Origin of the sequence: Virgifigura deserti (assembly GCA_003576685.1) — a bacterium.
GTDB classification, from domain to species: domain Bacteria; phylum Pseudomonadota; class Alphaproteobacteria; order Dongiales; family Dongiaceae; genus Virgifigura; species Virgifigura deserti.
This window is the reverse complement of the sequence record QOZR01000002.1, coordinates 257927-281182: the sequence shown is the minus strand read 5'-3', so window position 1 is coordinate 281182 and position 23256 is coordinate 257927. Positions and strand designations below refer to the sequence as shown.

Annotated in this window: 19 protein-coding genes; 10 read left to right on the top strand and 9 right to left on the bottom strand. The window is 65.5% G+C overall.

Annotation, left to right across the window (positions count from 1 at the left end; genetic code table 11):
- Positions 1-21: 21 nt before the first annotated feature.
- A complete protein-coding gene (gene ettA / locus DT069_RS04685; protein ID WP_119459120.1) occupies positions 22-1704 on the top strand; it encodes an energy-dependent translational throttle protein EttA in 1683 nt (560 codons plus the stop codon).
- Positions 1705-1747: 43 nt separating this feature from the next.
- Here the strand turns inward: ettA and DT069_RS04680 are convergent, their stop codons facing one another.
- From DT069_RS04680 to DT069_RS04650, 7 genes are all read right to left on the bottom strand, one after another.
- A complete protein-coding gene (locus tag DT069_RS04680; protein WP_119459119.1) occupies positions 1748-2344 on the bottom strand; it encodes an MlaC/ttg2D family ABC transporter substrate-binding protein in 597 nt (198 codons plus the stop codon).
- A gap of 3 nt (positions 2345-2347) precedes the next feature.
- A complete protein-coding gene (locus DT069_RS04675) occupies positions 2348-3124 on the bottom strand; it encodes an MlaA family lipoprotein (protein WP_425450002.1) in 777 nt (258 codons plus the stop codon).
- Positions 3125-3469: 345 nt separating this feature from the next.
- Positions 3470-4471 carry a peptide ABC transporter ATP-binding protein gene (locus tag DT069_RS04670; RefSeq protein ID WP_119459117.1) on the bottom strand — a complete coding sequence of 334 codons (1002 nt, stop codon included), beginning with the start codon at positions 4469-4471 and terminating at the stop codon, positions 3470-3472.
- A complete protein-coding gene (locus tag DT069_RS04665) occupies positions 4468-5499 on the bottom strand; it encodes an ABC transporter ATP-binding protein (RefSeq protein WP_119459116.1) in 1032 nt (343 codons plus the stop codon). Before DT069_RS04665 ends, DT069_RS04670 begins: the two co-directional genes overlap by 4 nt.
- Positions 5499-6410: an ABC transporter permease subunit gene (locus DT069_RS04660; RefSeq protein ID WP_119459115.1), complete on the bottom strand. Its 912-nt coding sequence runs from the start codon at positions 6408-6410 to the stop codon at positions 5499-5501. Before DT069_RS04660 ends, DT069_RS04665 begins: the two co-directional genes overlap by 1 nt.
- Before the next feature lie 164 nt (positions 6411-6574).
- Complete coding sequence (locus DT069_RS04655) at positions 6575-7585, bottom strand: ABC transporter permease subunit (protein ID WP_119459114.1); 1011 nt, start codon at positions 7583-7585, stop codon at positions 6575-6577.
- A 77-nt stretch (positions 7586-7662) separates the two neighbouring features.
- Positions 7663-9261: an ABC transporter substrate-binding protein gene (locus DT069_RS04650; RefSeq protein ID WP_119459113.1), complete on the bottom strand. Its 1599-nt coding sequence runs from the start codon at positions 9259-9261 to the stop codon at positions 7663-7665.
- A gap of 269 nt (positions 9262-9530) precedes the next feature.
- Here DT069_RS04650 and DT069_RS04645 point away from each other — a divergent pair, with 269 nt between their 5' ends.
- The 5 genes from DT069_RS04645 (at position 9531) to DT069_RS04625 (ending at position 13370) form a co-directional block, all read left to right on the top strand.
- Positions 9531-10043, top strand: a complete 513-nt coding sequence (locus DT069_RS04645; protein WP_425450001.1) for an RNA polymerase sigma factor — start codon at positions 9531-9533, stop codon at positions 10041-10043.
- Positions 10044-10053: 10 nt separating this feature from the next.
- Positions 10054-10854: a hypothetical protein gene (locus tag DT069_RS04640; RefSeq protein WP_119459111.1), complete on the top strand. Its 801-nt coding sequence runs from the start codon at positions 10054-10056 to the stop codon at positions 10852-10854.
- A gap of 122 nt (positions 10855-10976) precedes the next feature.
- Positions 10977-12320, top strand: a complete 1344-nt coding sequence (locus tag DT069_RS04635) for a sulfite oxidase (RefSeq protein WP_119459110.1) — start codon at positions 10977-10979, stop codon at positions 12318-12320.
- An 80-nt stretch (positions 12321-12400) separates the two neighbouring features.
- The gene (locus DT069_RS04630) at positions 12401-12811 is read left to right on the top strand and encodes a cytochrome C-552 (protein WP_119459109.1); all 411 of its coding nucleotides are present in this window, start codon (positions 12401-12403) and stop codon (positions 12809-12811) included.
- 25 nt (positions 12812-12836) lie between these two features.
- Entirely contained in the window at positions 12837-13370 is a 534-nt protein-coding gene (locus DT069_RS04625; RefSeq protein ID WP_425450000.1) for a thioesterase family protein, read from the top strand.
- 5 nt (positions 13371-13375) lie between these two features.
- Here the strand turns inward: DT069_RS04625 and DT069_RS04620 are convergent, their stop codons facing one another.
- Positions 13376-14407: a S1C family serine protease gene (locus tag DT069_RS04620; protein WP_119459108.1), complete on the bottom strand. Its 1032-nt coding sequence runs from the start codon at positions 14405-14407 to the stop codon at positions 13376-13378.
- A 185-nt stretch (positions 14408-14592) separates the two neighbouring features.
- Here DT069_RS04620 and DT069_RS04615 point away from each other — a divergent pair, with 185 nt between their 5' ends.
- The 4 genes from DT069_RS04615 to DT069_RS04600 all read left to right on the top strand — a co-directional run bounded on the left by DT069_RS04615 (position 14593) and on the right by DT069_RS04600 (position 19960).
- The gene (locus DT069_RS04615; RefSeq protein ID WP_119459107.1) at positions 14593-15270 is read left to right on the top strand and encodes a dimethylsulfonioproprionate lyase family protein; all 678 of its coding nucleotides are present in this window, start codon (positions 14593-14595) and stop codon (positions 15268-15270) included.
- Entirely contained in the window at positions 15271-16116 is an 846-nt protein-coding gene (locus DT069_RS04610; protein ID WP_119459106.1) for a beta-keto acid cleavage family enzyme, read from the top strand.
- Positions 16117-16285: 169 nt separating this feature from the next.
- Entirely contained in the window at positions 16286-17266 is a 981-nt protein-coding gene (locus tag DT069_RS04605) for a TAXI family TRAP transporter solute-binding subunit (protein ID WP_119459105.1), read from the top strand.
- Positions 17267-17356: 90 nt separating this feature from the next.
- The gene (locus DT069_RS04600) at positions 17357-19960 is read left to right on the top strand and encodes a TRAP transporter permease (RefSeq protein WP_425449999.1); all 2604 of its coding nucleotides are present in this window, start codon (positions 17357-17359) and stop codon (positions 19958-19960) included.
- 152 nt (positions 19961-20112) lie between these two features.
- Here the strand turns inward: DT069_RS04600 and DT069_RS04595 are convergent, their stop codons facing one another.
- Positions 20113-23253 (bottom strand): efflux RND transporter permease subunit, encoded by a 3141-nt coding sequence (locus tag DT069_RS04595; RefSeq protein ID WP_119459104.1) that lies wholly within the window; start codon positions 23251-23253, stop codon positions 20113-20115.
- Between the last annotated feature and the right edge of the window lie 3 nt (positions 23254-23256).

Sequence of the window (23256 nt, the reverse complement as noted above, 5' to 3'; positions counted from 1 at the left end):
CCGCAAGCCTCGGAGGAGCCTATGGCCGCCTATCAGTACATCTACGTCATGAAAGGTCTCGGCAAGACCTATCCCGGCGGTCGCAAGGTGCTGGAGGACGTCTGGCTGTCCTTCCTGCCGGGTGCGAAGATCGGCGTCCTCGGCCTGAACGGCTCCGGCAAGTCAACGCTCTTGCGGATCATGGCGGGGATCGAGACGGATTTTTCGGGCGAGGCCTGGTCGGCGGAGGGGGCCTCGGTCGGCTATCTGCCGCAGGAGCCGGTGCTCGATCCCGCGAAGGACGTTCAGGGCAATGTGATGGAAGGTCTGGGCGAGGTGAAGACGCTGGTCGACCGCTTCGAGGCGGTGAGCGCCCGCTTCGCCGAAGACCTCTCGCCGGACGAGATGGATGCGCTGATCGCCGAGCAGGGCGAACTGCAGGAAAAGATCGACGCGGCCGACGCCTGGGACCTGCAGCGCACCGTCGATATCGCGATGGACGCGCTGCGCTGTCCGCCGGGGGACGCCGATGTCACGACCCTGTCGGGCGGCGAGCGCCGTCGCGTCGCGCTCTGCCGCCTGCTGCTGCAGAAGCCCGACCTGCTCCTGCTCGACGAGCCGACGAACCATCTCGACGCCGAGTCGGTCGCCTGGCTCGAGCGGTTCCTCGCCGAATATAAGGGCACCGTCGTTGCGGTTACCCACGACCGTTATTTTCTCGACAATGTGGCCGGCTGGATTCTCGAGCTCGACCGCGGGCGCGGGATTCCGTTCGAAGGCAACTACTCGTCCTGGCTCGAGCAGAAGCAGCAGCGCTTGGCGCAGGAGGCGAGGCAGGAGGCGGCGCGTCAGCGTACGCTCCAGAACGAGCTCGACTGGATCCGCCAGTCGCCGCGCGCCCGCCAGGCGAAGAGCAAGGCCCGCATTTCGGCCTATGAATCGCTGCTGGCGTCGGGCGGCGAGAAGGCGACAGAGGCCGGGCAGATCACTATTCCGCCGGGGCCGCGGCTGGGCGACCTTGTGATCGAGGCGGAACATCTGCGCAAGGGTTTCGGTGACCGCCTGCTGATCGATGATCTGAGCTTCCGTCTGCCGCCGGGCGGGATCGTCGGCGTGATCGGCCCGAACGGTGCCGGCAAGACGACGCTGTTCCGGATCATCACGGGGCAGGAGCAGCCGGACGGCGGCTCCTTCCGCACCGGCGAGACGGTGAAGCTCGGCTATGTCGACCAGTCGCGCGACGCGCTGGCGCCGGACCGGACCGTCTGGGAGGAGATCTCGGACGGGCGCGACGAGATCGAGCTCGGCAAGCGCAAGGTGCAGAGCCGCGCCTATGTGGCGGGGTTCAACTTCAAGGGGTCGGATCAGCAGAAGAAGGTCGGTCAGCTCTCGGGCGGCGAGCGCAACCGCGTTCACCTCGCGAAGATGCTGAAATCAGGGGCGAACCTGCTGCTGCTCGACGAGCCGACCAACGATCTCGACGTCGATACCTTGCGCGCGTTGGAGGAGGCGCTGCTCGAGTTCGCCGGCTGCGCCGTCGTGATCAGCCATGACCGCTGGTTCCTCGACCGTATCGCCACGCACATCCTGGCGTTCGAAGGCGATAGCGAGGCGGTCTGGTTCGAGGGCAATTTCCAGGACTACGAGGCCGACCGGCACCGTCGCCTGGGCGCCGAGGCGGACCAGCCGCACCGGATCAAGTACCGTCCGCTGACGCGGGGGTGATGAACGAGGCCGCGTTGAAAAGAGCGCCCCTATGTGGGCGCCCTTATGACGAGGTCTTCTGCCGCAGCATGTCGAGCAGGCCGGCGACGCCGCCGCGGCTCTGAATGACGGAGGCAAAATCGGCGCGCTGGGTGATCACCATGCTCACCCCTTCGACCATGATGTCGATGATCTTGAGGCCGTCGGCATCGCGCAGGCGCCAGTCGACGCGGACGTCCTCGGCGCCGGGGCGGATCACGAGACTTTGCACGGTGGCATAGTCACCCTCGTTCCGAACCCCAAGGACCCGGAACTGCTCCCCCGAATATTCGGCGAAGCGGGCGGCATAGGACTTCACGATGAAGTCCTCGAACAGCCGGAGGAAATCCTGCCGCTCGGCCTCCGAGGCGCTGCGCCAATACCGGCCGAGGACGAATTTCCCGATCCCCGGCAGGTCGAAATAGCGGTTGAGCATGGCGCTAAAGCGACGCTCGCGTTCATCTTGGGGCAGATCGGGACCGGTCAGCGCCTCGACCGCCTCCGCGCCGAGGTTCTCGATGAAGCTCTTCGCATCCGTCCCGCTTTGCCCAGCGCGGACCGCACCGATTCCGAGCGTGGCAAAGGCGAGCGGAATAACAAGCAGGTCACGGCGCGACAGCATTGCTCAGTTCGCCTCGAAGTCGAAGTCCTCTTCGAAGGTAACCCCTGGAAAGGCGTCGGAGTCCGATTGGCCGTTGCGAATCTCCGCATTGCGCCTTTGGCGATACAAGCTACGCATCGTCGCATAATAGTCGATCGAACTAGCGCGGATCTCGTCGAGCGTTTTCAGGTTCCGTGCGCGCGTGTCTATGCCCTCGGTGGCCCCGCGGCCATAGCTGAAAGCGTCGTCCTGGACCAGATAATCGAGCGGGTCGATGAGGAAATCCACGATGCGGCCGGTCAGATCGCGCGGGTTGGAGGGGCCGAGCAGCGGGATCACCAGATACGGCCCTTCACCCACACTGGCGACGGCGAGGGTCTGGCCGAAATCCTCGTCGTGAAAGGGCATTCCCAGTTCCGCGGCAACATCGAACAGGCCGAGCAGGCCGATCGTGCTGTTGATCGCGAAGCGGCCTATGGTGTCTCCGGCTCGATCCATCTCGCCCTGGAACAGGTCGTTGGCCAGAATCACCGGCGAGCGCAGGTTACGGAGGAAGTTTCGTATGCCGTCCTGAACCGGATTCGGCAGGGCGGTATAGTACCAGCCCGCGGCCGGTTTCAGCAGCAGCTCGTCAAGGGCGTAATTGACCTCGAAGAAATACCGATTCATCGGTTCGAGCGGGTCATTCGCCTCCTCATAGGCTGCCTGCAGCTCCGGATCCACGGGTTTCGTGGCGCAGCCGGCCGCGAGCATGGCGGCCAGACAGACGCAGGCGATGTCAAAGGAACGGCGTAAAGACATGATTGGTCGCATGGCGTGCTGTTCGATCGTCCCAGCCGTGGAGCGTCGATCGTTCGGGTGACTACGGCGTTATCGACGGTCCCCCGATCTTCTTCCACAAACCGACGGACTTCCCCCCTATTGGATGACGACCACACATAAAAAGGCGTGGCACCGATACGTCAAAGCTTCGCTATTGCCGTAAACTTTCGTCAAAAATGCCCTTTTTTCTTTGCATGGTCAGGTAGCACAGGCGCCGGGGAAATACCAGCCGGCTTCGGCGTCGTCGGACTCCGTTCCGCCGGCTTGTTGCCGGAAAGCCGCAATTGGATTCTATCAGGCACTCTAAAGACGAGAACGCCGCCGTCAGCCTGCGATCTCGTCCTCCACGGTTTCAGCCCCCACGGTCTCAGCATAGTGGCAGGCGACTAGGCGGCCATCGACCATGCGGAGTTCCGGCCGCTCGGCTGCGCAATGCGGCGTGGCGAAGGGGCAGCGCTTATGGAAAGGGCAGCCGGGCGGCGGGTTGATGGGGGACGGCAGTTCGCCCTTGACGCTGATGCGTTGCGAACGGGCCGCCGGGTCGACAGCCGGCGTGCTGGCCAGAAGAACGCGTGTGTAGGGGTGGTGCGGCCGGTTGAAGATGACCTCTTTCGGCCCATGCTCGACCGGGCGGCCGAGATACATCACCATCACCTCGTCGGCGATGTGCCGGACGACGCTGAGGTCGTGCGAGATGAAGAGATAGGCGAGATCGAACTCTTCCTGCAGATCCATCAGCAGGTTGAGCACCTGTGCCCGGATCGACACGTCGAGCGCCGAGACCGGCTCGTCCGCGACGACGATACGGGGATGCAGCATCAGCGCCCGGGCGATCGCGATGCGCTGCCGCTGTCCGCCCGAGAACATATGTGGATAGCGGCCGTAGAATTCCGGCCGGAGCCCGACCTTCGCCATCATATCGCGCGCCGCCTCGCGCCGCTCCGCGGCGCTCAGCCGCCTATTGATACGCAGCGGCTCTTCCAGGATCGTGCCGATCTTCTTCCGCGGGTTGAGCGACGCGAATGGATTCTGGAACACCATCTGGACGGTGGGGCGCAGCTGTTTGAGCTCCTTGGCGCCTGCCTCGGTGATCTCCGTGCCGGCGATGTTCAACCGTCCCGATGTCGGTGGCTCGATCATCGTGACCAAGCGTGCGAGCGTCGACTTGCCGCAGCCCGATTCGCCGACCACCGCGAGAGTCCGGCCGGTGGACAGGGTGAAGCTCGCCCCGGCAACGGCGCGGAGCGTGGCCGACGCCCGAAACATGCCGCCGCCGATTCGGTAGTCCCGGGTGAGGTTCTCCGCATTGAGGAGGGGCGCGGTCACGGCGTTGTTTCCCTTTGGGGCTCCCCGCGGATCGACCCGGGCTCCTTGTTGGTCGGCTCGCCGTCGACCAGCGCATAGTGGCAGCGGACGAAACGGCCGCGGGCATCGGGAACCAGCAGCGGCTGCTCGTCGACGCAGCGCTGCTCGGCGAACCGGCAGCGCGGATGGAAGAGGCAGCCTCGCGGCCTGTCCTCGATGCCCGGCACCACACCGGGAATGGTCGCCAGCCGACGGCGGCCGGCACTCCGCTCCGGCAGCGCGTCGAGCAGGGCGGCGGTGTAGGGGTGGGCGGGGTTGGCGAACAGCGCATCGACCGGCTGCTCCTCGACCTGCTGCCCGGCATACATCACGATGACCCGCTCGGCGGTTTCGGCGACCACGCCCATATCGTGGGTGATCAGCGTCAGCGCCATGCCGCGGTCCTGCTGAAGATTGACCAGCAGGTCCAGGATCTGCGCTTGGATCGTCACGTCGAGGGCGGTCGTCGGCTCGTCGGCGATCAGCAGTCGCGGGTTGCAGGCGATCGCCATGGCGATCATGACCCGCTGGTTCATGCCGCCGGACAGCTGGTGGGGAAAGGAGGAGAGCCGGCTCTCCGGCGCTGGGATTCCGACCTGGCCGAGCAGCTCGACTGTGCGGCGCCGGCGGTCGGCGCGGCTGCCGCCTTCATGCACCGCGAGCGTTTCCATGATCTGGAAGCCGACCGTGAAGCAGGGGTTGAGGCTGGTGATCGGCTCCTGGAACACCATGGCGATGTCCTTGCCGATGATGCGCCGCCGTTGCGCTGGCGTCATGGCGAGAAGGTCGTGGCCATCGAACGTCAGCCGGTCGGCCTGAACCTTGCCGGGCCAGACGATCAGGCCCATCAGCGCCAGCATCGAGACGCTCTTGCCCGAGCCCGACTCGCCGACGATGCCCACCACCTCGCCCGCCTCGATGGTCAGATCGATTCCGTCGACCGCGCGGAACGAGCCGCGCGCGGTCTGGAACTCGACGGACAGATTGCGGATTTCGACCAGTGCCGCCATCAGCGTTTCAGCTTCGGATCGAGGGCGTCGCGCAGCCCGTCGCCGGCCAGGTTGAAGGCAAGCACGGTGATCAGGATCGCGAGGCCGGGGAAGGTGACCACCCACCAGGCGCTCTGTATGAACTCGCGCGCCTTGGCCAACATGCTGCCCCATTCCGGCGTCGGTGGCTGGGCGCCGAGACCGAGAAAGCCGAGCGCTGCCGCGTCGAGAATCGCGGTCGAGAATCCGAGCGTGGCCTGGACGATCAGCGGCGCCATGCAGTTCGGCAGGACGGTGGAGAACATCAGCCGCAACAGGCCCGCGCCACTGACACGGGATGCGGTGACATACTCCTTGGTAATCTCGCTGATGACCGCCGCCCGGGTCAGGCGGACATAATGGGGCAGCACAACGATGGCAACGGCCATGATCGCGTTGGTCAGGCTCGGGCCCAGGATCGCGACGATCACGATCGCGAGCAACAGCGCCGGCAACGCCAGCATGATGTCCATCGCCCGCATGATCAGATCTTCCGTGATCCCGCGGAAGAAGCCGGCGACAAGGCCGAGTAGGATGCCGGCGGCAAGCGACAGCGTGACGACGATGCAGCCGATCAGCAGCGAATAGCGGGCGCCGTAGATCAGCCGCGACAGCAGGTCCCGGCCGACATCGTCCGTGCCGAGCAGGAAGCGGGTCGAGCCGCCCTCGGCCCAGAAAGGCGGGACCAGAAAGGAGTCGCGGAACTGCGCGATCGGCGAATAGGGCGCGATCAGGTCGGCGAAGATCGCAACCAGCGCGACGATCACGATGGTGGCGAGCCCGGCGACGGCGCCCTTATTTTCCGCGAAGGACGACCAGAACTCGCGCCAGGGACCGGCAGGGGCCGACGCCGGGACGGCGCGGAATTCGGGGGTGTTGACTTCAGTTGCCATCGCTAGCGCAGCTTTCCGTCCGCTTTAGAGCTTCGCCTTTTGTTGTCATTGCCGGGCTTGACCGGGCAATCCACCAGAAGGCCGCGGTGCTGATTCCTGGCTGCCTGGGTCGAGTCCGGGCATGACAACGATATAGGGACCTCCAATATCATCCGATATTCACCCTAACGCCTGTGCCGGATGCGTGGGTTTATCAGGCCGTAGAGCAGGTCCACGCTCAGATTGACCAGCATCACCACGATTGCCACCAGCAGGATTCCGCCTTGGAGCGCCGGATAGTCGCGCCGGTGGACCGACTCGATCAGCCACTTGCCGATGCCCGGCCATGAGAAGATCGTCTCGGTGAGGATGGCGCCGGCCAGCAGAACGCCAACCTGCAGCCCGATCACCGTCACGACCGGGATCAGCGCATTGCGCAGCGCATGCAGCCCGATCACCCGGACGGGTGGCAGTCCCTTGGCGCGGGCGGTGCGCACATAGTCTTCGTTCAGCACCTCCAGCATCGACGAGCGGGTCATGCGCGCGATCACGGCGAGCGGAATCGTGCCCAGGACGATCGAGGGCAGGATCAGGTGGCTGACGGCCGAGCGGAAGGCACCCTCCTGCCCGGACAGCAGGCTGTCGATCAGCATGAACCCGGTGACGCTGTCGAAGTAGTAGAGCAGCGAGATCCGTCCCGAGACCGGCGTCCAGCCCAGATTGACGGAGAACAGGATGATGAGCAGCAATCCCCACCAGAAGATCGGCATGGAATAGCCGGTCAGAGAAACGCCCATGACCGAATGGTCCCAGATCGTGCCCCGTCTTACTCCGGCGATGATGCCGACCGGCAGCCCCACCAGGACGGCGAAGATCATGGCGCAGAGCGACAGCTCGATCGTGGCGGGAAACAAGGTCAGGAATTCGGTGAGGACCGGTTTTTTAGTGACGATCGACCGGCCGAGATCGCCTTGCAGCACGTCGACGATATAGTTGCCGTACTGGATGAGGAGCGGCTTGTCGAAGCCGTATTGGGTGCGTAGCTCGGCGTAGCGATCCGGATCGATTCCGCGCTCGCCTGCCAGCAGCAGGATCGGGTCGCCGGGAATCAGGCGGATCATCGCGAAGGTCAGCAGCGTGACCCCGACGAAGGTCGGGATCAGCAGCGCGATCTTGGTTACCAGAAAGCGGATCATCGTCGCGGAAGATAGTCGGCGGAGGAAGTCATGTAACCTCCTCCGCCGATCACGGGGCCCGACCTCCGGTCAGACCGCTATTCCTGAAGGTCCACGCCGTAGAAGTCGTGCTTGCCGAAGGGACTCACCTTGTAGCCCGTCACCTCCTTGCGCATCGGCATGAAGACGACGGAATGGGCGACGGTGACCCATGGCGCCTCTTCCTTGAAGATGATCTGCGCCTCCTCATAGAGCTCGGCCCGCTTATCCTGGTCCGAGATCTGCCGTGCCTGCACGATAAGGTCGTCGAAGGGCTCGTGGCACCAGCGGGCGCGGTTGGCCCCGTCCTGGGCGGCATCGCAGCCGAGCAGAACATACAGGAAGTTGTCCGGGTCGCCGTTGTCACCGGTCCAGCCCAGCAGAACGGTCTGATGCTCGCCATTCACCGAGCGCTCCAGATATTCGCCCCATTCGTAGGTGACGATCTCGGCGTTCACGCCGACTTCCCTCCAGTCCGCCTGAACCATCTCGGCCATGCGTTCGGCGTTCGGGTTGTAAGGGCGCTGCACCGGCATCGCCCAGAGATCGGTCTGAAAGCCGTCGGCATAACCGGCCTCGGCCAGCAGTTGCTTGGCCCGTTCCGGATCATAGGGATAGTCCTCGACGTCCTCGTTATAGGACCACATGGTCGGCGGGATCGGGTTCTTTGCCTTCGTGCCGGCGCCCTGATAGACCGCCTCGATGATCGCGTCCCTATTGATCGCCATGTTGAGCGCCTGGCGCACCCGCTTGTCGGTGAACGGCTCCTTCTCGGTATTGAAGGCGAGATAACCGACGTTCAGTCCCTCCTGCTCCATGACCGTGAGGTTTGGATTGTCCTTCATCGCCTCGACGTCGGCCGGGTTCGGATAGGGCATGACGTGGCACTCGCCGGCCCGCAGCTTGGCGTAGCGCACGCTGGCGTCGGGCGTGATGGCGAACACCAGGTCGTCGATCGCGGCCTTGCCCTGCCAGTAGTCGGGGTTGGCCCTATAGCGGATCACCGCGTCCTTCTGATAGGCGACGAGTTGGAAAGGCCCGGTCCCGATCGGCTGCAGATCGACCTGCTCCGGCGTGCCGGCATCCATCATCGCTTCCGCGTACTCGGCCGACATGATCGAGGCGAAGTCCATGGCCATATCGGCGAGGAACGGCGCGTTGGGCGCGTTCAGCATGAAGCGCACCGTGTGGTCATCGACCTTCTCGATCGCCTTGATCAGGTCCGGCATGCCCATCGATGCGAAATACTCATAGCTGCCGCCCGACACGTCATGATACGGGTGGTCCTCCTTCCACTGCCGCTCGAAGCTGAAGATCACGTCGTCGGCGTTGAGCTCGCGGGTCGGCGTGAAGTTCTCGGTGGAATGGAACTTGACCCCGTCGCGCAGATGGAAGGTGTAGGTCAGGCCGTCGTCGGAGATCTCCCACGATTCGGCGAGTCCCGGCTCGATCTCGGTGCCGCCGCGGACGAATTCGACGAGCCGATCGTATACCGGCACCGACGAAGCGTCGAAGGTCGTGCCGGCGGTGAAGAGCTGCGGGTTGAAGCCCTCAGGACTGCCTTCGGAGCAGTAGACCAACGTCTTCGCTTCTGCGGAAAAGGCCATGCCCAGGGCAAGGGTCGAGATGACCGCAGCCCCCAGAAGTCGGCGTTTCATTTTTGTTCTCCCTGAATTATCTCCGGCAGCCGTTAGAACGCCGGAGCGTCGGTGACCGCCTTACCGGCGACGGTAGGCCCGCCGCTCGGACCCTGTCAATGGGGTGCCCCGCACCTTGTCTGCTGACTAAAAGGTGACAGGGTTGAACGCCGTTCGTTGTTGAGACGACCACGCCGCGGTTGCCCTGTCGACGCAAGGCACGAATAATCCGTCTTTCCATCGTTGTGCTGCAGCCCGAGGCTCGCAATTGCCGATGAGGGGCCGGAATCGTGACGGGGCGGGTCGAGCTTGAGTTTCAGAAGTGTATGGCGCGGCTCTATGGCTATGCCCTGAGCCTGACCGGCGATCGCGAGCTCTCGCAGGATCTGCTGCAGGATTGCGCCGTCCGGGTGCTGTCGGCGAAAACGGCGCCGAGCGAAGCGGCGGCGCTCCGGGCCTGGTTCTTTCGGATCCTGCGCAATCTCTGGATCGACGGCTTCCGGCGCAGTCGCCTGGAGCCGGCCCCGGACGAGCCGGCGCCGCCCGCCCAGGAGAATTGGCGCTTCGACGAGCAGATGATCGATGTGATCACCGTCCGCCATGGCATCGGTCGACTGCCGCCGGCCTATCGCGACGTGATCGCCCTTGTCGATTTGGTCGGCTTCCCTTACGCCGAGGTGGCCGACATTCTCGGCGTGCCGATCGGCACGGTGATGAGTCGGCTGAGCCGGGCTCGCCAAGCCTTGCTGACAGTGATCGGCGAAACCAACGTTCACCCCTTGCGGGCCAAGCAGGGCCCCTGACCTACAGAACATGAAGACTCCCGATTGGACAGACCTGAACGCCTATGTTGACGGCGAGTTGAGGCCGGACGCGGCGGCCGAGATTGCGGCCCGCATCGCGGCGGATCCGGCCGTCGCCGCCCAGGTGGCCACGCTGGCCCGGCTGAAGGCGGCGACCGCCGCGGCCCTCAGCCCCGCTTCGGCCGAGGTGCCGGAGATTCGGCTCGGCCGCGGCGTGCGCGGGCCGGGCTGGCGCCGCCATGGCGCGAGAGCGGCCGCCGCGGCGGTGCTGCTGGTTGTCGCGCTCGGGCTTGGACAATGGCTCTGGCCGCGGCCCGATGCCGTCCAGGCCTGGCTTCAGCAGGCGACGGAGCGGCACGCGCAGTGGCTTGCAGCCGAGCGCGACCCGGCACCCATCGCCCCTCCGGCGATCAGGCCTGCCGACGCACCCGATGGCCCTTCCTGGATCCCGGACCTCGCGCTCGCCCGGCTTGCCGTCGCTCACGTGGCGGCCACGAAATCGAACGGCCGGCCAGAGCTCTATGTCGGCTATGTCGGCGTCAATGGCTGCCGGCTCGGTCTGTGGATCGGCCCAGCGCCGGCTCGTCTTGCCGCCTCGCTGGCGGAGCACCGCGACGGCGACGTGACGAGCTTCACCTGGCGGGCCGGCGATATCGGCTATGCGGTGATGGCCCGCGGCATGGACGAGGCCCGGCTGCGGGCGGTTGCCGCCTATCTCGAGACAGCGACCCGGCAAAGCCTGGACGAGAGCGGCGAAACCGAAGTCGCCCGGCGCCCCGCCGCTGCGGCCGACGCTCCGTGCATCGGCTAAACTCAATCTTCGATAGGGCGGAATAAATTCGCTCGCTCGTTCGTCTTCTCTAAAAGGCGTCTTGGGGGATGCCCGTCCACCGCCGTCGCGGTGGTCATCGACCGCTTCTGGGGAGGGAAGACATGTCTCACGATTCCAGCAAAGATAAGACGGCGCTGACGCCGCACGAGATCCGGGCACTCTATCAGGAGCGCACGCCGGAGGAGGCGGACTGGCTGGCCTTCGGCCGGCGCGTCAGTGCCGACCGCCGCGGTTTTCTGAAGAACGCCGGGCTCGCCACCATGGGTGCCATGCTCGGCGCCGCGATTCCGTTCCATCGCAACATGCCTGCGGGGCTGATCCCCGCGGCTTTCGCTCAGGATAGCGGGGCCGATCTGATGCAGGCCAAGGACGGGCTCACCCTCCTCAACGACCGTCCGCTGAACGCCGAAACGCCGGCCCACCTGCTGGACGACGACATCACGCCCTATGCGCGTCACTTCGTGCGGTCGAACGGGCTGATCCCGCAGACCGCGCTGGACCAGAACGCCGAGAACTGGACCCTCACCATCGACGGCGAGGTGGAGAAGCCGCTGAAGCTCACCATCGCCGAGCTGAAGAACGAGTTCGAGACGGTCACACAGCAGATGTGGCTGGAATGCGGCGGAAACGGCCGCGCCTATTTCCAGCCCGGCGCCTCGGGCAACCAATGGTCGGTCGGCGCCATTGCCAATGCCGAGTGGACGGGCGTGCGCCTCAAGGACGTGCTGAACGCCGCCGGGGTCAAGTCGAGCGCGGTCTATACCGGCCACTACGGCAACGACGTTCACCTGTCCGGCGACCCGGAGAAGGTGGTGATCTCGCGCGGGGTTCCGATCGACAAGGCGATGGAGGCGGAGAACCTGATCGCCTGGGCGATGAACGGCGAGCCGGTCCCGGCGCTGCACGGCTTTCCCTTGCGCCTGCTGATCACCGGCTATCCCGGCTCGGCCTCGCAGAAGTTCCTGACTCGCATCTGGGTGCGCGACAAGGTGCATGACGGGTCGAAGATGACCGGCTACTCCTACCGCCTGCCGGCCTATCCGGTCGCGCCGGGCACCGAGGTCCCGGAATCCGACATGGAGATCCTGACCGTCATGCCGGTGAAGTCGCTGATCACCTTCCCCGAGACGGGCGTGAAGGTGCCGGCAGGGCAGCCGGCGGAGGTGCGCGGCCATGCCTGGGCCGGCAATGGCGACGTGAAGGCCATGCATGTGTCGATCGATTTCGGCCAAACCTGGGCCGAGGCGCGCCTCGATCCGCCGCCGAACAAATATGCCTGGCAGCGCTGGCGGGCCGACATCACCCTGCCCGAGGCCGGCTATTACGAGGTCTGGGCACGGGCGACCGACAAGGACGGCAAGATGCAGCCGCCGGTCGTCCCCGGCTGGAACCCGCGCGGCTACGGCAACAATATGTGCCACCGGATCGCGGTCTTCGCCGCCTGACGCCCTTCGGGCGGGCCGTTCGCCTCCCGGCACGGCCCACCCGGCCCCATCTCACCTCCATCTCGAGAAGCATTGCGTCCATGGAGCAGATCAAGGCGATCCTTGCCGCGGTCATCCTCGCGGCTGCGATCGGCGCGGCCCCGCAGGGGAGCATTGCCGCCGACGAAATAGAGCTGGCCGCAAATGACGGCTACGACCCGATGGCCCGGCCGGTCAACCCGTTGTCGCCTGGCGTCCCGTCGGGCGAGCCGGAGGCCGAGCTCAACCCCGAGCTCGGCAACCTGCCGGACACGTCGGGGGCGGAGGAGACGTTCTATCTCTGCTCGGCCTGCCATTCGCTCGCGATTATCAAACAGCAGCGGATCTCCGACGCCCGCTGGGATTATCTGTGGAACTGGATGATCGAGAAGCAGGGCATGCCGGAACAGGACCCGGCGACGAAGGAAAAGATCCTCTCCTATCTCAAGCGCCACTTCTCCTCGGAACGCTGAGTGCCCCCAAGCGGATTGACCGTGGATGGCGGATCGGTATGGTGCCGCCATGGACGACAGCGCTGCGACGGCTATCGAGGCCCCGTTCGTCGCCGACCGCATCGCGGTTCGGCCGGAATGGATCGATTCCAACGGCCATATGAACGTGGCCTACTATGTCCGGGCCTTCGACCTCGCGTTCGACGAGATCTATGAGCGCCTCGGCCTCGGGAGCGAAACCCTGAAGGCAGTCGGCGCTTCCACCTTCGCCGCCGAGATGCATATCACCTATCAGCGCGAGGTGCTCGAAGGTGATCCGCTGCGCATCACGACGCAGCTGCTCGGCTTCGACGCGAAGCGCGCCCATTATATCCAGTGCATGTATCACGCGCGCGAAGGGTATCTCGCGGCGACGAACGAGTGGCTGATCCTCTATATCGACATGACGCGGCGGAGGGTCGGCACAATGCCCGAGGCGCTCCAGCAGCGCATGGCGCGCGTCCTCGAGGCACATGCCGGCCTCCCCTTGCCGCCGGAGGCCGGACGGCGGATCAGCTTGAGCAACCGCCCCGCGCGGTGACGGGGTCAGTAGGTCGGGTCCAGCCGCAGCCAGGCATAGCGGTCGCCCGAAGTGACCGTGATCTCGCTAGTGCCGGAGGCACGGCCGACCAGCAGCGGCACGTCGGTTCCGGCCTCGCCCAGTGCCCAGACCTTGCGATAGAAATCGGCCAGACCGTTCACCGGCGCCCCGGCGACGCCGATGATCAGGTCGCCCGGGGAAATGCCGGCGCCGGCTGCGGGACCGCCCTCGGCGACGGCGGTCACGATCACATGGTCCTTCAGTTCCTCGGCGAAGAGGCCAAGCCAGGGGCGCGATGGCTGCGCGGTACGTCCGGTCTTCAACAACTCCGGCAGGATCGGCTTCAGCAGGTCGATCGGAATGAACATGTTGCCCGGCATCACCGTTCCGTTGCCGATGGTGTCGCCGACCACCAGCGAGCCGATGCCGAGCAGGCGGCCGTCGCGGCCGATCAGCGCGGCGCCGCCGAAGCCCTCATGCGGCGGGCTGGTGAAGATCGCGCCCGGAAGCAGATACTCCCAATAGCCGGCGAACTCCCGCCGGGCCACCACCACGGCCGGTTGGACCGCCCGCATTTCGACATGGCTCGCCACGAGGACCTCGTCGCGTGCGCCGAGCGCGGCGGACTCGCCCAGCGCCATGGGCTTGGCGTCCAGCGGCTGCAACGCGCGCAACAGGCCGAAGCCGGTCTCATGGTCGTAGGCGACGATGTCGGCCGGCACCGGCTCGTCGTCGGCTCCGATGATCTCGGTAATGCCGGCTTCGAGAATCAGGTAGCCGATCGTCAGGACCAGCCCATCCTCGTCGATGACCACGCCCGAGCCTTCGCGCACGACGCCCAGCGATTCCGCCGTGCGGGCGTTCAGCGGGACGTCGGCACGAACGCCGACAACGGCGTTGAGGACCTCGGTCGCCTTTTTCTCGGCTGTTTCGCCATGTCCGGCAAAAAGGGCGGACACCAGCAGCGCAAGCCCCAGAACGGCGGCGCTTGCCGCCCCGTGCCGTGCAACCGGGGCCAATCGAAGCCGGCTGGCCATCGGCGAACCTCCCTCGTGATTCGATTTGACGACCTGTTCACACAATATCCGGAAGACCGGTCCTGTCATCAGAACGCCGGGGTCTCTTCATCGAGATTAGGCGCGCCGCGACAACCGGCAAGTGTTCGCCGACAGGGCACGCTTATGGGCGAGCCGCGGCAAACCATGCTATAGACTGCGGTGCCATGACGGATATCCACGGTGCCGTGCGCCGTTTTTTGCTGTCTCTCGGAGAGGTTTTGACGGCCGGCGCGACGACCCACGCCGATGCCGTGGCGGTCGATGAGTTTGCGCGGCTCGCGAGCGTCCTTCGCACGGGTTCTTCGCAGGCCGAGGCCGCCATGCCAGGGATCTTGCCTGTCTGCCGATTCTGGGACGAGGCGCTCGACCGCGCGGCTGACGGTCCGGCGGTGCTGGCAGGCCATCTCCGCGCGCTTGGGCCGTCGCTGCGCTGGACGCAGAATCCGAACTACCGCCATCGGCCTCCCGATCCGGCCTTCCTGGAGAATTATGGCTATGCCGTGATTGCCGGGCCGGCCGGGGACGATAAGCCCGAAGCCGCCCGCCCGCTGGTGGCCGCCGATGCTTTAGCGGTTGGCGTTCTGCTTCTCGGCCCTGGCACGTACTATCCGGCACATCATCATCCGGCGAGCGAGATCTATTGTATCGTCAGCGGCGATGCCGAATGGCGCCGCGGCGATACGCCCTGGAGACGGCAGCCTCCGGGCGCCGTCGTCCATCACGCGCCGAACCTGTCGCACGCCACGCGCGCCAGGGCCGAACCGCTGCTCGCGGTCTATCTCTGGCGCGGCGATCTCGCGACCTGTGCGACGCTTCTCGAAAAGGACCTGGAGGAGAATTGAATGACGTCCGCTGACCAGCCCGAGGCGGAGGCGCCGCTGATTCTGGCGGTCGCGCCCAACGGTGCCCGCAAGACCAAGGCGGATCATCCCGCTTTGCCGATGACGGCCGACGAGATCGCCGAAACGGCGGTTGCGTGCCAGGCGGCCGGAGCGGCGATGATCCATCTCCACGTCCGTGACCGCGAGGGGCGCCACAGCCTCGATCCCGACATCTACCGGGAGACCATCGACGCGATCCGGCGCCGGCTGGGCGACGGGCTGATCGTTCAAGTCACCACCGAGGCCGTCGGTCGTTATGGGCCGGCGGAGCAGATGGCGGCGGTGCGCGCGATTCGGCCCGAGGCGGTTTCGCTAGCGATCAAGGAGATCATCCCGGATGCGGCCGCCGAGCCGGTCGCCACGGATTTCCTCGCCTGGCTGGCCCGCGAGCGGATCGCGCCGCAATACATCCTCTATTCGGCCGAGGAGTTGCGGCGCTTCGAAGATCTGCGTCGGCGCGGGATCGTGCCCGGCGAACGCCCGTTCGTGCTCTTCGTGCTCGGCCGTTATACGCCGGGGCAGCGGTCGACGCCGGGCGACCTGCTGCCCTTCCTTAACCCCCTGCCAGTTGACATCGTGTGGGCCGTCTGCGCTTTTGGTGCCCGGGAGACGGCCTGCGCGCTGACGGCGGCAGGACTGGGAGGGCATGCACGCGTCGGTTTCGAAAACAATATGAAACTTGCCGACGGCTCAATCGCATCCGATAACGCCGCGCTGGTTGCCCAGCTTGCGGCAGGGACGGCGGTGCTCGGCCGCCCGCTCGCCGATGCCGAGACGGCGCGAGCGATGCTTTCGGATCGAGCATGAGTTGGTCGCACGGTCCTGGGCGATGGTCCGGGGACTTGGTATTTTGCGAATCCAGGCGTGATCAGGTACTTAGTCTCAGGCTCCCGACCCACGCTCCGGCGAAGCCGGTGGCGGGTCGAAGGGGCGGCATGAAGTGTTTGTTGGGTTTGTTCATCCAGGGAGTTGCGTCATGAAGAAACTATTGCTTTGTGGAATTTCGGCCGTTATGGCGGCCGGCGTCGTGATGACGACGGGCGGATCGACCGCCGTCGCGCAACAGCAGTTTGTCACGATCGGCACCGGCGGCATTACCGGCGTCTATTACGCCGTGGGCGGCGCGATCTGCCGTCTGGTTAACGCCAGTCGCCAGGAGCACGGCATCCGCTGCTCGGTCGAGTCCACCGGCGGCTCGGTGTTCAACACCAACACCATCCGTGCCGGCGAGCTCGATCTCGGCATGGCCCAGTCCGACGTGCAGTACAACGCCTTCACGGGCGAGGGCCAGTTCGCCGACGCCGAGCCGTTCGACAATTTGCGCGCCGTCTTCTCCGTGCATCCGGAGCCGTTCACGCTGGTCGCGCGGAAGGAGGTCGGTGCGGAGAGCTTCGACGACCTCAAGGGCAAGCGGGTCAATGTCGGCAATCCCGGATCGGGCACCCGCGCCTCCATGGATATGCTTCTCGCGGCGAAGGGCTGGACCCTCGATGATTTCTCGCTGGCCGCGGAGCTGAAGGCGGACGAGCACGGTCCGGCCCTGTGCGACAACAAGATCGATGCGTTCTTCTATGCCGTCGGCCATCCGTCGGCCAACATCCAGGATCCGACGACGGCCTGCGGCGCGCAGCTCGTGCCGCTGACCGGCCCGGCGGTCGACGAACTCCTGGATGCGCATCCCTATTACGCCGCGGTGACGATTCCCGGCGGCATGTATTCGAACAATCCCGACCCGACCGAGACCTACGGCGTGCTGGCGACCCTTGTCGCCTCGACCGATACCCCGCCGGACGTGGTGTATACGATCGTCAAGGCGGTGTTCGAGAACTTCGACGAGTTCAAGGGCCTGCACCCGGCCTTCACCAATCTCGACCCCAAGGACATGATCGCTAACGGCCTTTCTGCACCACTGCATGAGGGTGCCGAGCGGTACTACCGCGAAAAGGGCTGGATGTAAGGAAAGCGCCGGGCGGCCGATCCGATGATTCGGCCGCCCGTCCGCACCCGGGCATACCGCTGAGTCAACAGCGGAGAGGGGGGAGTTGCCGTGGATAAGACCGGATCGCCTAACGAACTGACGGGACGAACGGCGCACGATATCGCCGCCGAGGTCGATACCGGGGCGCGTCATCCGGTTGGATCCACCGGGCGGGTGCTGATGCTGACGGCGCTGGCTTGGTCTCTGTTCCAGCTCTGGTACGCGTCACCGCTGCCGTTCATGCTGAATTTCTTCATCCTGAACGATACCGAGGCGCGCTCGATCCATCTCGCCTTCGCGGTCTTTCTCGCCTTTACGGCCTATCCGGCGTTCAAGCGGTCGCCGCGCGGCCATGTGCCGCTGCAGGACTGGGCGATGGCCCTGATCGGCGCCTTCTGCGCCGGCTATCTCTTTCTGTTCTATCGCGATCTGGCGCAGCGGCCGGGGCTGCCCACAGACCTGGACCTTGTCGTCGCCGTGGTCGGGCTCGTGCTGCTGCTCGAAGCGGCACGCCGGACATTGGGGCCGGCGCTGAGCATCGTCGCGCTCGTCTTCATCACCTATACCTTCGCCGGTCCCTATCTGCCCGCCATGATGTCGCATGGCGGCGCGTCGATCAGCCGGGCGATGTCGCAATACTGGCTCACCACCGAGGGCGTCTTCGGCGTGGCGCTGGGCGTTTCCTCCAGCTTCGTCTTCCTGTTCGTCTTGTTCGGGGCGCTGCTCGAGGTTGCGGGGGCCGGCAACTATTTCATCAAGCTGTCCTTCGCGCTGCTCGGCCATCTGCGCGGCGGTCCGGCCAAGGCCGCCGTGGTCTCGTCGGGCGCCACGGGCCTGATCTCAGGCTCGTCGATCGCCAATGTGGTGACCACCGGTACCTTTACCATTCCGCTGATGAAGCGCGTCGGCTATTCGCCGGAGAAGGCAGGCGCGGTCGAGGTTGCGGCGTCGGTGAACGGACAGATCATGCCACCGGTGATGGGCGCCGCGGCGTTCCTGATCGCCGAATATGTCGGCATCTCCTACCTCGAGGTCGTGAAGCACGCTTTCCTGCCGGCGATCATCACTTACCTCGCGCTGTTCTATATCGTTCATATCGAGGCGCTGAAGGCCAATCTGCAGGGGCTGCCGCGGCCGCACGAGCGAACCCGTATCCAGGGCCTGGTGTCCTTCGGCATGACGCTCTCGGGCATCATCATTCTCGCCGGCATGGTCTATTACGGAATCGGCTGGACGAAGCAAGTTTTCGGCGATGCCGCGACCTGGGCGATCGCCATTGTCGGGGCCGCCGTTTATATCGCCTTGATGGCCTATCGGGCGCGCTTCCCGGATCTCGAATTGGATGATCCGGATGCGGAGGTGGTGAGCTTGCCGGAGGCAGGACCGACGGCCAAGACCGGCCTGCATTTCCTGCTGCCCGTCGTGGTGCTGGTCTGGTGCCTGATGGTGGAGCGATTCTCGCCCGGACTCTCCGCCTTCTACGGCACAGTGGTGATGATCCTCATCCTGGTGACGCAGCGGCCGCTCACCCAATTCTTCCGCGGCGAGCGGCGGTTGGCCGCGCCTTTCCTGCACGGCTGCCGCGAGTTGCTGGAGGGGCTGGTCACCGGCGCCCGCAACATGATCGGCATCGGCATCGCCACCGCCGCCGCCGGCATCGTGGTCGGCACGGTATCGCTGACCGGCGTCGGTTTGGTGATGACCGAGTTGGTCAATTTTCTCTCCGGCGGCTACCTGATGGTGATGCTGCTGCTCACAGCCTTCATCTGCCTGATCCTCGGCATGGGCCTGCCGACTACGGCGAACTATATCGTCGTCGCCACACTGATGGCGCCGGTGGTCGTCGAGCTGGCGGCGCAGAACGGCCTCGCTGTGCCGCTCGTCGCCGTGCATCTGTTCGTGTTCTATTTCGGCTTGATGGCCGACGTGACGCCGCCGGTGGGGCTGGCCTCCTTCGCCGCCTCGGCGGTTTCCGGTGCCGATCCGATCCGCACCGGTGTGCAGGCCTTCCGCTATGAGGTCCGGACGGCGCTGCTGCCGTTCATCTTCATCTTCAACACTCAGCTCTTGCTGATCGGGATCGACAATTCCGCCCATCTCGTGCTGACCGTGGTAAGCGCGCTAGCCGCGATGCTGCTGTTCGTCGCCGCGACCCAGAACTATTTCCTGGTGCGGAGCCGCTGGTATGAGACGGTCGCGCTGTTCCTGATCTGTTTCACCCTGTTCCGGCCGGGCTTCTGGATGGACATGCTCTATCCGCCCTTCGAAGTGGTGCCGCCCTCCCGCCTCGAGCAGGTCGTCGAAGCGACGCCGCCGGGCGACTTCCTGCGGCTCCGGGCGACCGGGCAGGACTTCTTTACTGGCCGCGACGTGAACAAGACGGTGCAGCTTCAACTGAGGGGCGGCGATACGCCGGCCGAACGGCTGCGCTCGACCGGGCTCACGACCATGGTCCAGGGCGACGAGGTCGCGATCATGAGCGTCGATTTCGGCAGCGAAGCGGCGGCGGTCGGTCTCGACTTCGGCTGGACGATCCAAGGCATCGAAGTGCCGACGGACCGGCCGGCCAAGGAGTGGCTCTTCCTGCCCGCGTTGGCGCTGCTGGGATTGGTCGTCGCCTTGCAATGGCGCCGGCGCGAGTCGGCCGTGCGGCGAGAAGCGAGCGCAGTCTAGTGTGATGGTTCCGAAGTTCGGCACATTGCTTGTGCCGAACTTCGGAAGCTGAATCACACGAGGTTCAATAAGTTAGTGTGCCGATCACATCGAAATTTTGTGACCGGCGAATCGGTTTCTGATTATCTGAATGAGAGGACGACCGCCGGGTGCTATTGACCGGCCTCCTGGCCGGTCGCGGCGGGTTCGGCGCGCCGCTTGACCCTTTCGCGCATGCGCTGGATCGTCACATAGAGCATCGGAATCAGGAACAGCCCGATCGTCGAGGCCGCGATCATGCCGCCGAAGACCGAAGTCGATACGGCGCGCCGGCTCGCCGCCGCCGCCCCCACGGCGGTCACCAGGGGAATCAGGCCGGAGAGGAAGGCCAAGCTGGTCATGACGACGGCGCGGAACCGCAGTCGGGCGCCCTCGCGGGCCGCATCGGTGATGGCGATACCCTCCTCGCGCCGCTCCTTGGCGAACTCCACGATCAGGATCGCGTTCTTGCTCGCGAGCGCAATCAGCACGATGATTCCGATTTGGGCGTAGACGTCGTTGGCGAGACCGGTCAGCAGCAGTGCGGCCATTGCGCCCAACAGGCCCACGGAGACGGACAGCAGCACCGCTACGGGAATCGTCCAGCTTTCATAGAGAGCGACAAGGAAGAGATAGGCGAACAGCACGGCCAGCCCGAGGATGATGGGCGTCTGGCCCGCTGACTCGATCTCCTGAAGCGAGAGGCTCGACCACTCATAGCTATATGCGGCCGGGAGAACCTCGGATGCCACCGCCGCCATCGCCTCGATCGCCTCCCCGGAACTGTAGCCCGGCGCCGGCGAGCCGTTCACGGTGACGCTGCGGAGATTGTTGTAGCGGGTGATCGCCTGCGGCCCCAGGTCGAGGCGCAGCGTCGCGACGCTGCGCAGGGGGACCATTTCCCCGGAGGCGTTGCGGACATGGATGCGCCACAGGTCCTCCACGGCGTTGCGGTCGGACGCCTCCGCCTGGACGTTCACTTGCCAGGTTCGCCCGAAAAGGTTGAAGTCGTTGACATAGAGGCCGCCAAGCGTGGTCTGCAGCGCCTGGTAGATGTCAGCGATCGCGACGCCGAGGGTCTGAGCCTTGTCGCGGTCGATCTCGAGAAACAGCCGAGGCGTATTGACGGCGAAGGTGGTGAAGACCTGCGCGAGCACCGGATGCTGGTTCGCGGCGACGACAAGGCCGCCGGCGGCCGAGGCGAGCTCTGCAAGGCTCCCGCCCTCCAGATCCTGCAAACGAAGATCGAAGCCGCTGACATTGCCGATGCCGGCGATCGGGGGAACGTTGAAGGCGAGTACCTGCGCCTCCGCCACCGTCGCGAGCCGGCGCTGTGCCTCGGCCAGCACATCGAAGGCCGTGATGCCCTGTTCCACCCGCTCTTCGAACGGCTCGAGCAGCAGAACCATGAACGCGCTATTGCCGACTTGGAGGCTTTGCAGCAGGCTGAAACCCGCCACCGCGGTGACGCTGCGAACGCCGGGAATATCGCGGACAAGCGCTTCGACGTCCTGCACGACGCGCTCCGTGCGATTGAGCGCGGCGCTCTGCGGCAGCGTGACCTCCATGAAGAGCGCGCCCTGATCCTCGTCGGGCAGGAAGCCCGAGGGCACGACGCGGGACAGGCCGTAATAGCCAGCGAAGGCCGCGGCCACCGCGACGAGCGAGAGCGCCGAGACGCGCAGCAGCCGCGCGACGACGGCCGCATATCCGTTGCGGACATTATCGATGCGCTGCTGAATCCAGCTCATGATGCGCCCGTGGCGCTCGCCCGGCCGCATCAGCAGCGCGCAGAGCGCCGGGCTCAGCGTCAGCGCGTTGACCGCCGACAGCAGCATGGCGACCGACACGGTCATTGCGAACTGGGCATAGAGCGCGCCGGTGATGCCCGGGATGAAACCGACCGGCACGAAGACCGAGAGCAGCACCAGCGTGATCGCGATGATCGCCGGCGTGATCTGCGTCATGGCCTTGCGCGTCGCCTCGCGCGGCGGAAGCTGCTCTTCCCGCATCACGCGCTCGACGTTCTCGACGACGACGATCGCGTCGTCGACCACGATACCGATCGACAGCACCATGGCGAACAGCGAGATGGTGTTGGCCGACTGGCCGAACAGCAGAAGGAACGCGAAGGTGCCGATCAGCGACACCGGGACGGCGACCATCGGTATGATCGTCGCGCGCCAACTCCCCAGGAACAGGAAGACGACCGCGAGCACGAGCAGAAACGCCTCGACCAGCGTCTTCACCACCTCCTCGATCGAGGCGGTGACGAATACGGTCGTGTCATAGGTGGTCTCATAGCGCACGCCCTCGGGAAAGCGTTCCGACAGGCGATCGAGCGTGCCGAGGACGCTTTCGGCGGTGGTCACCGCGTTGGCTTCCGGCGACTGGTAGACGCCGATGACCGCGGCGGGCCGGCCGTTGGACGTGCCGACGGAGCTGTAGGACTGCGCCGCGAGCTCGACCCGCGCAACGTCGCTCAGCCTGAGGACGGAGCCATCCGGGTTGGCACGCAGGATGATGTTCTCGAACTCGCTCACATCGGACAGGCGGCCCTGCGCCTGCAGCGGGATCTCTATCTGCTGGTAATCGGGCATCGGCGGGGCGCCGATGATGCCGACTGCCGCCTGGAGGTTCTGCATCTCGATTGCGGCGACCACGTCGTTCGGCGACAGGTCGAGGCTCGTCAGGCGATCGGTGTCCAGCCAGACGCGCATGCTGTAGTCATATTCGCTGAACAGCCGCGCATCGCCGACGCCCGGCACCCGCGACAGCGCATCGAGCAGGTTGATGCGCGCATAGTTGTTGAGAAAGAGCTGATCGTAGCGCTCCTCGTCCGAGACGAGGCTGATCAGCTGCAGGAAGGATGTGGACTGCTTGCGCACGACGAGGCCGAGCTGACGGACCTCTTCGGGAAGCTGGGCCTCGGCCAGGGCGACCCGGTTCTGCACGTTGACGGTGTTGATGTCGGGATCGGTGCCGACCTCGAAGGTCACATTTAGCGTGTAGCTGCCGTCATTGCCGCTGGTAGAGCTCATATAGAGCATGCCGTCGGCACCGTTCACCTGCGCTTCGATCAGCTGGGCCACCGTCGCCTCGACGGTTTCGGCATCGGCGCCGGGATATTGTGCGCTGACGGAAACCTGCGGCGGCACGATGTCCGGGAACTGCGCCACCGGGAGGCGGCTGAGGGCGAGCAGCCCGGCCAGCGTGATCACGATCGAGATGACGAAGGCGAGGCGGGGCCGGTCGATGAAGATCCCGGACAGCATGGA

Bases quoted from the DNA above. Each gene is read 5' to 3' on its own strand.
- ettA (WP_119459120.1), top strand. From the start codon at position 22: ATGGCCGCCTATCAGTACATCTACGTCATGAAAGGTCTCGGCAAGACC.
- DT069_RS04680 (WP_119459119.1), bottom strand. From the start codon at position 2,344: ATGCTGTCGCGCCGTGACCTGCTTGTTATTCCGCTCGCCTTTGCCACG.
- DT069_RS04675 (WP_425450002.1), bottom strand. From the start codon at position 3,124: ATGTCTTTACGCCGTTCCTTTGACATCGCCTGCGTCTGTCTGGCCGCC.
- DT069_RS04665 (WP_119459116.1), bottom strand. From the start codon at position 5,499: ATGGCGGCACTGGTCGAAATCCGCAATCTGTCCGTCGAGTTCCAGACC.
- DT069_RS04660 (WP_119459115.1), bottom strand. From the start codon at position 6,410: ATGGCAACTGAAGTCAACACCCCCGAATTCCGCGCCGTCCCGGCGTCG.
- DT069_RS04655 (WP_119459114.1), bottom strand. From the start codon at position 7,585: ATGATCCGCTTTCTGGTAACCAAGATCGCGCTGCTGATCCCGACCTTC.
- DT069_RS04650 (WP_119459113.1), bottom strand. From the start codon at position 9,261: ATGAAACGCCGACTTCTGGGGGCTGCGGTCATCTCGACCCTTGCCCTG.
- DT069_RS04640 (WP_119459111.1), top strand. From the start codon at position 10,054: ATGAAGACTCCCGATTGGACAGACCTGAACGCCTATGTTGACGGCGAG.
- DT069_RS04635 (WP_119459110.1), top strand. From the start codon at position 10,977: ATGTCTCACGATTCCAGCAAAGATAAGACGGCGCTGACGCCGCACGAG.
- DT069_RS04630 (WP_119459109.1), top strand. From the start codon at position 12,401: ATGGAGCAGATCAAGGCGATCCTTGCCGCGGTCATCCTCGCGGCTGCG.
- DT069_RS04625 (WP_425450000.1), top strand. From the start codon at position 12,837: ATGGCGGATCGGTATGGTGCCGCCATGGACGACAGCGCTGCGACGGCT.
- DT069_RS04620 (WP_119459108.1), bottom strand. From the start codon at position 14,407: ATGGCCAGCCGGCTTCGATTGGCCCCGGTTGCACGGCACGGGGCGGCA.
- DT069_RS04615 (WP_119459107.1), top strand. From the start codon at position 14,593: ATGACGGATATCCACGGTGCCGTGCGCCGTTTTTTGCTGTCTCTCGGA.
- DT069_RS04610 (WP_119459106.1), top strand. From the start codon at position 15,271: ATGACGTCCGCTGACCAGCCCGAGGCGGAGGCGCCGCTGATTCTGGCG.
- DT069_RS04605 (WP_119459105.1), top strand. From the start codon at position 16,286: ATGAAGAAACTATTGCTTTGTGGAATTTCGGCCGTTATGGCGGCCGGC.
- DT069_RS04595 (WP_119459104.1), bottom strand. From the start codon at position 23,253: ATGCTGTCCGGGATCTTCATCGACCGGCCCCGCCTCGCCTTCGTCATC.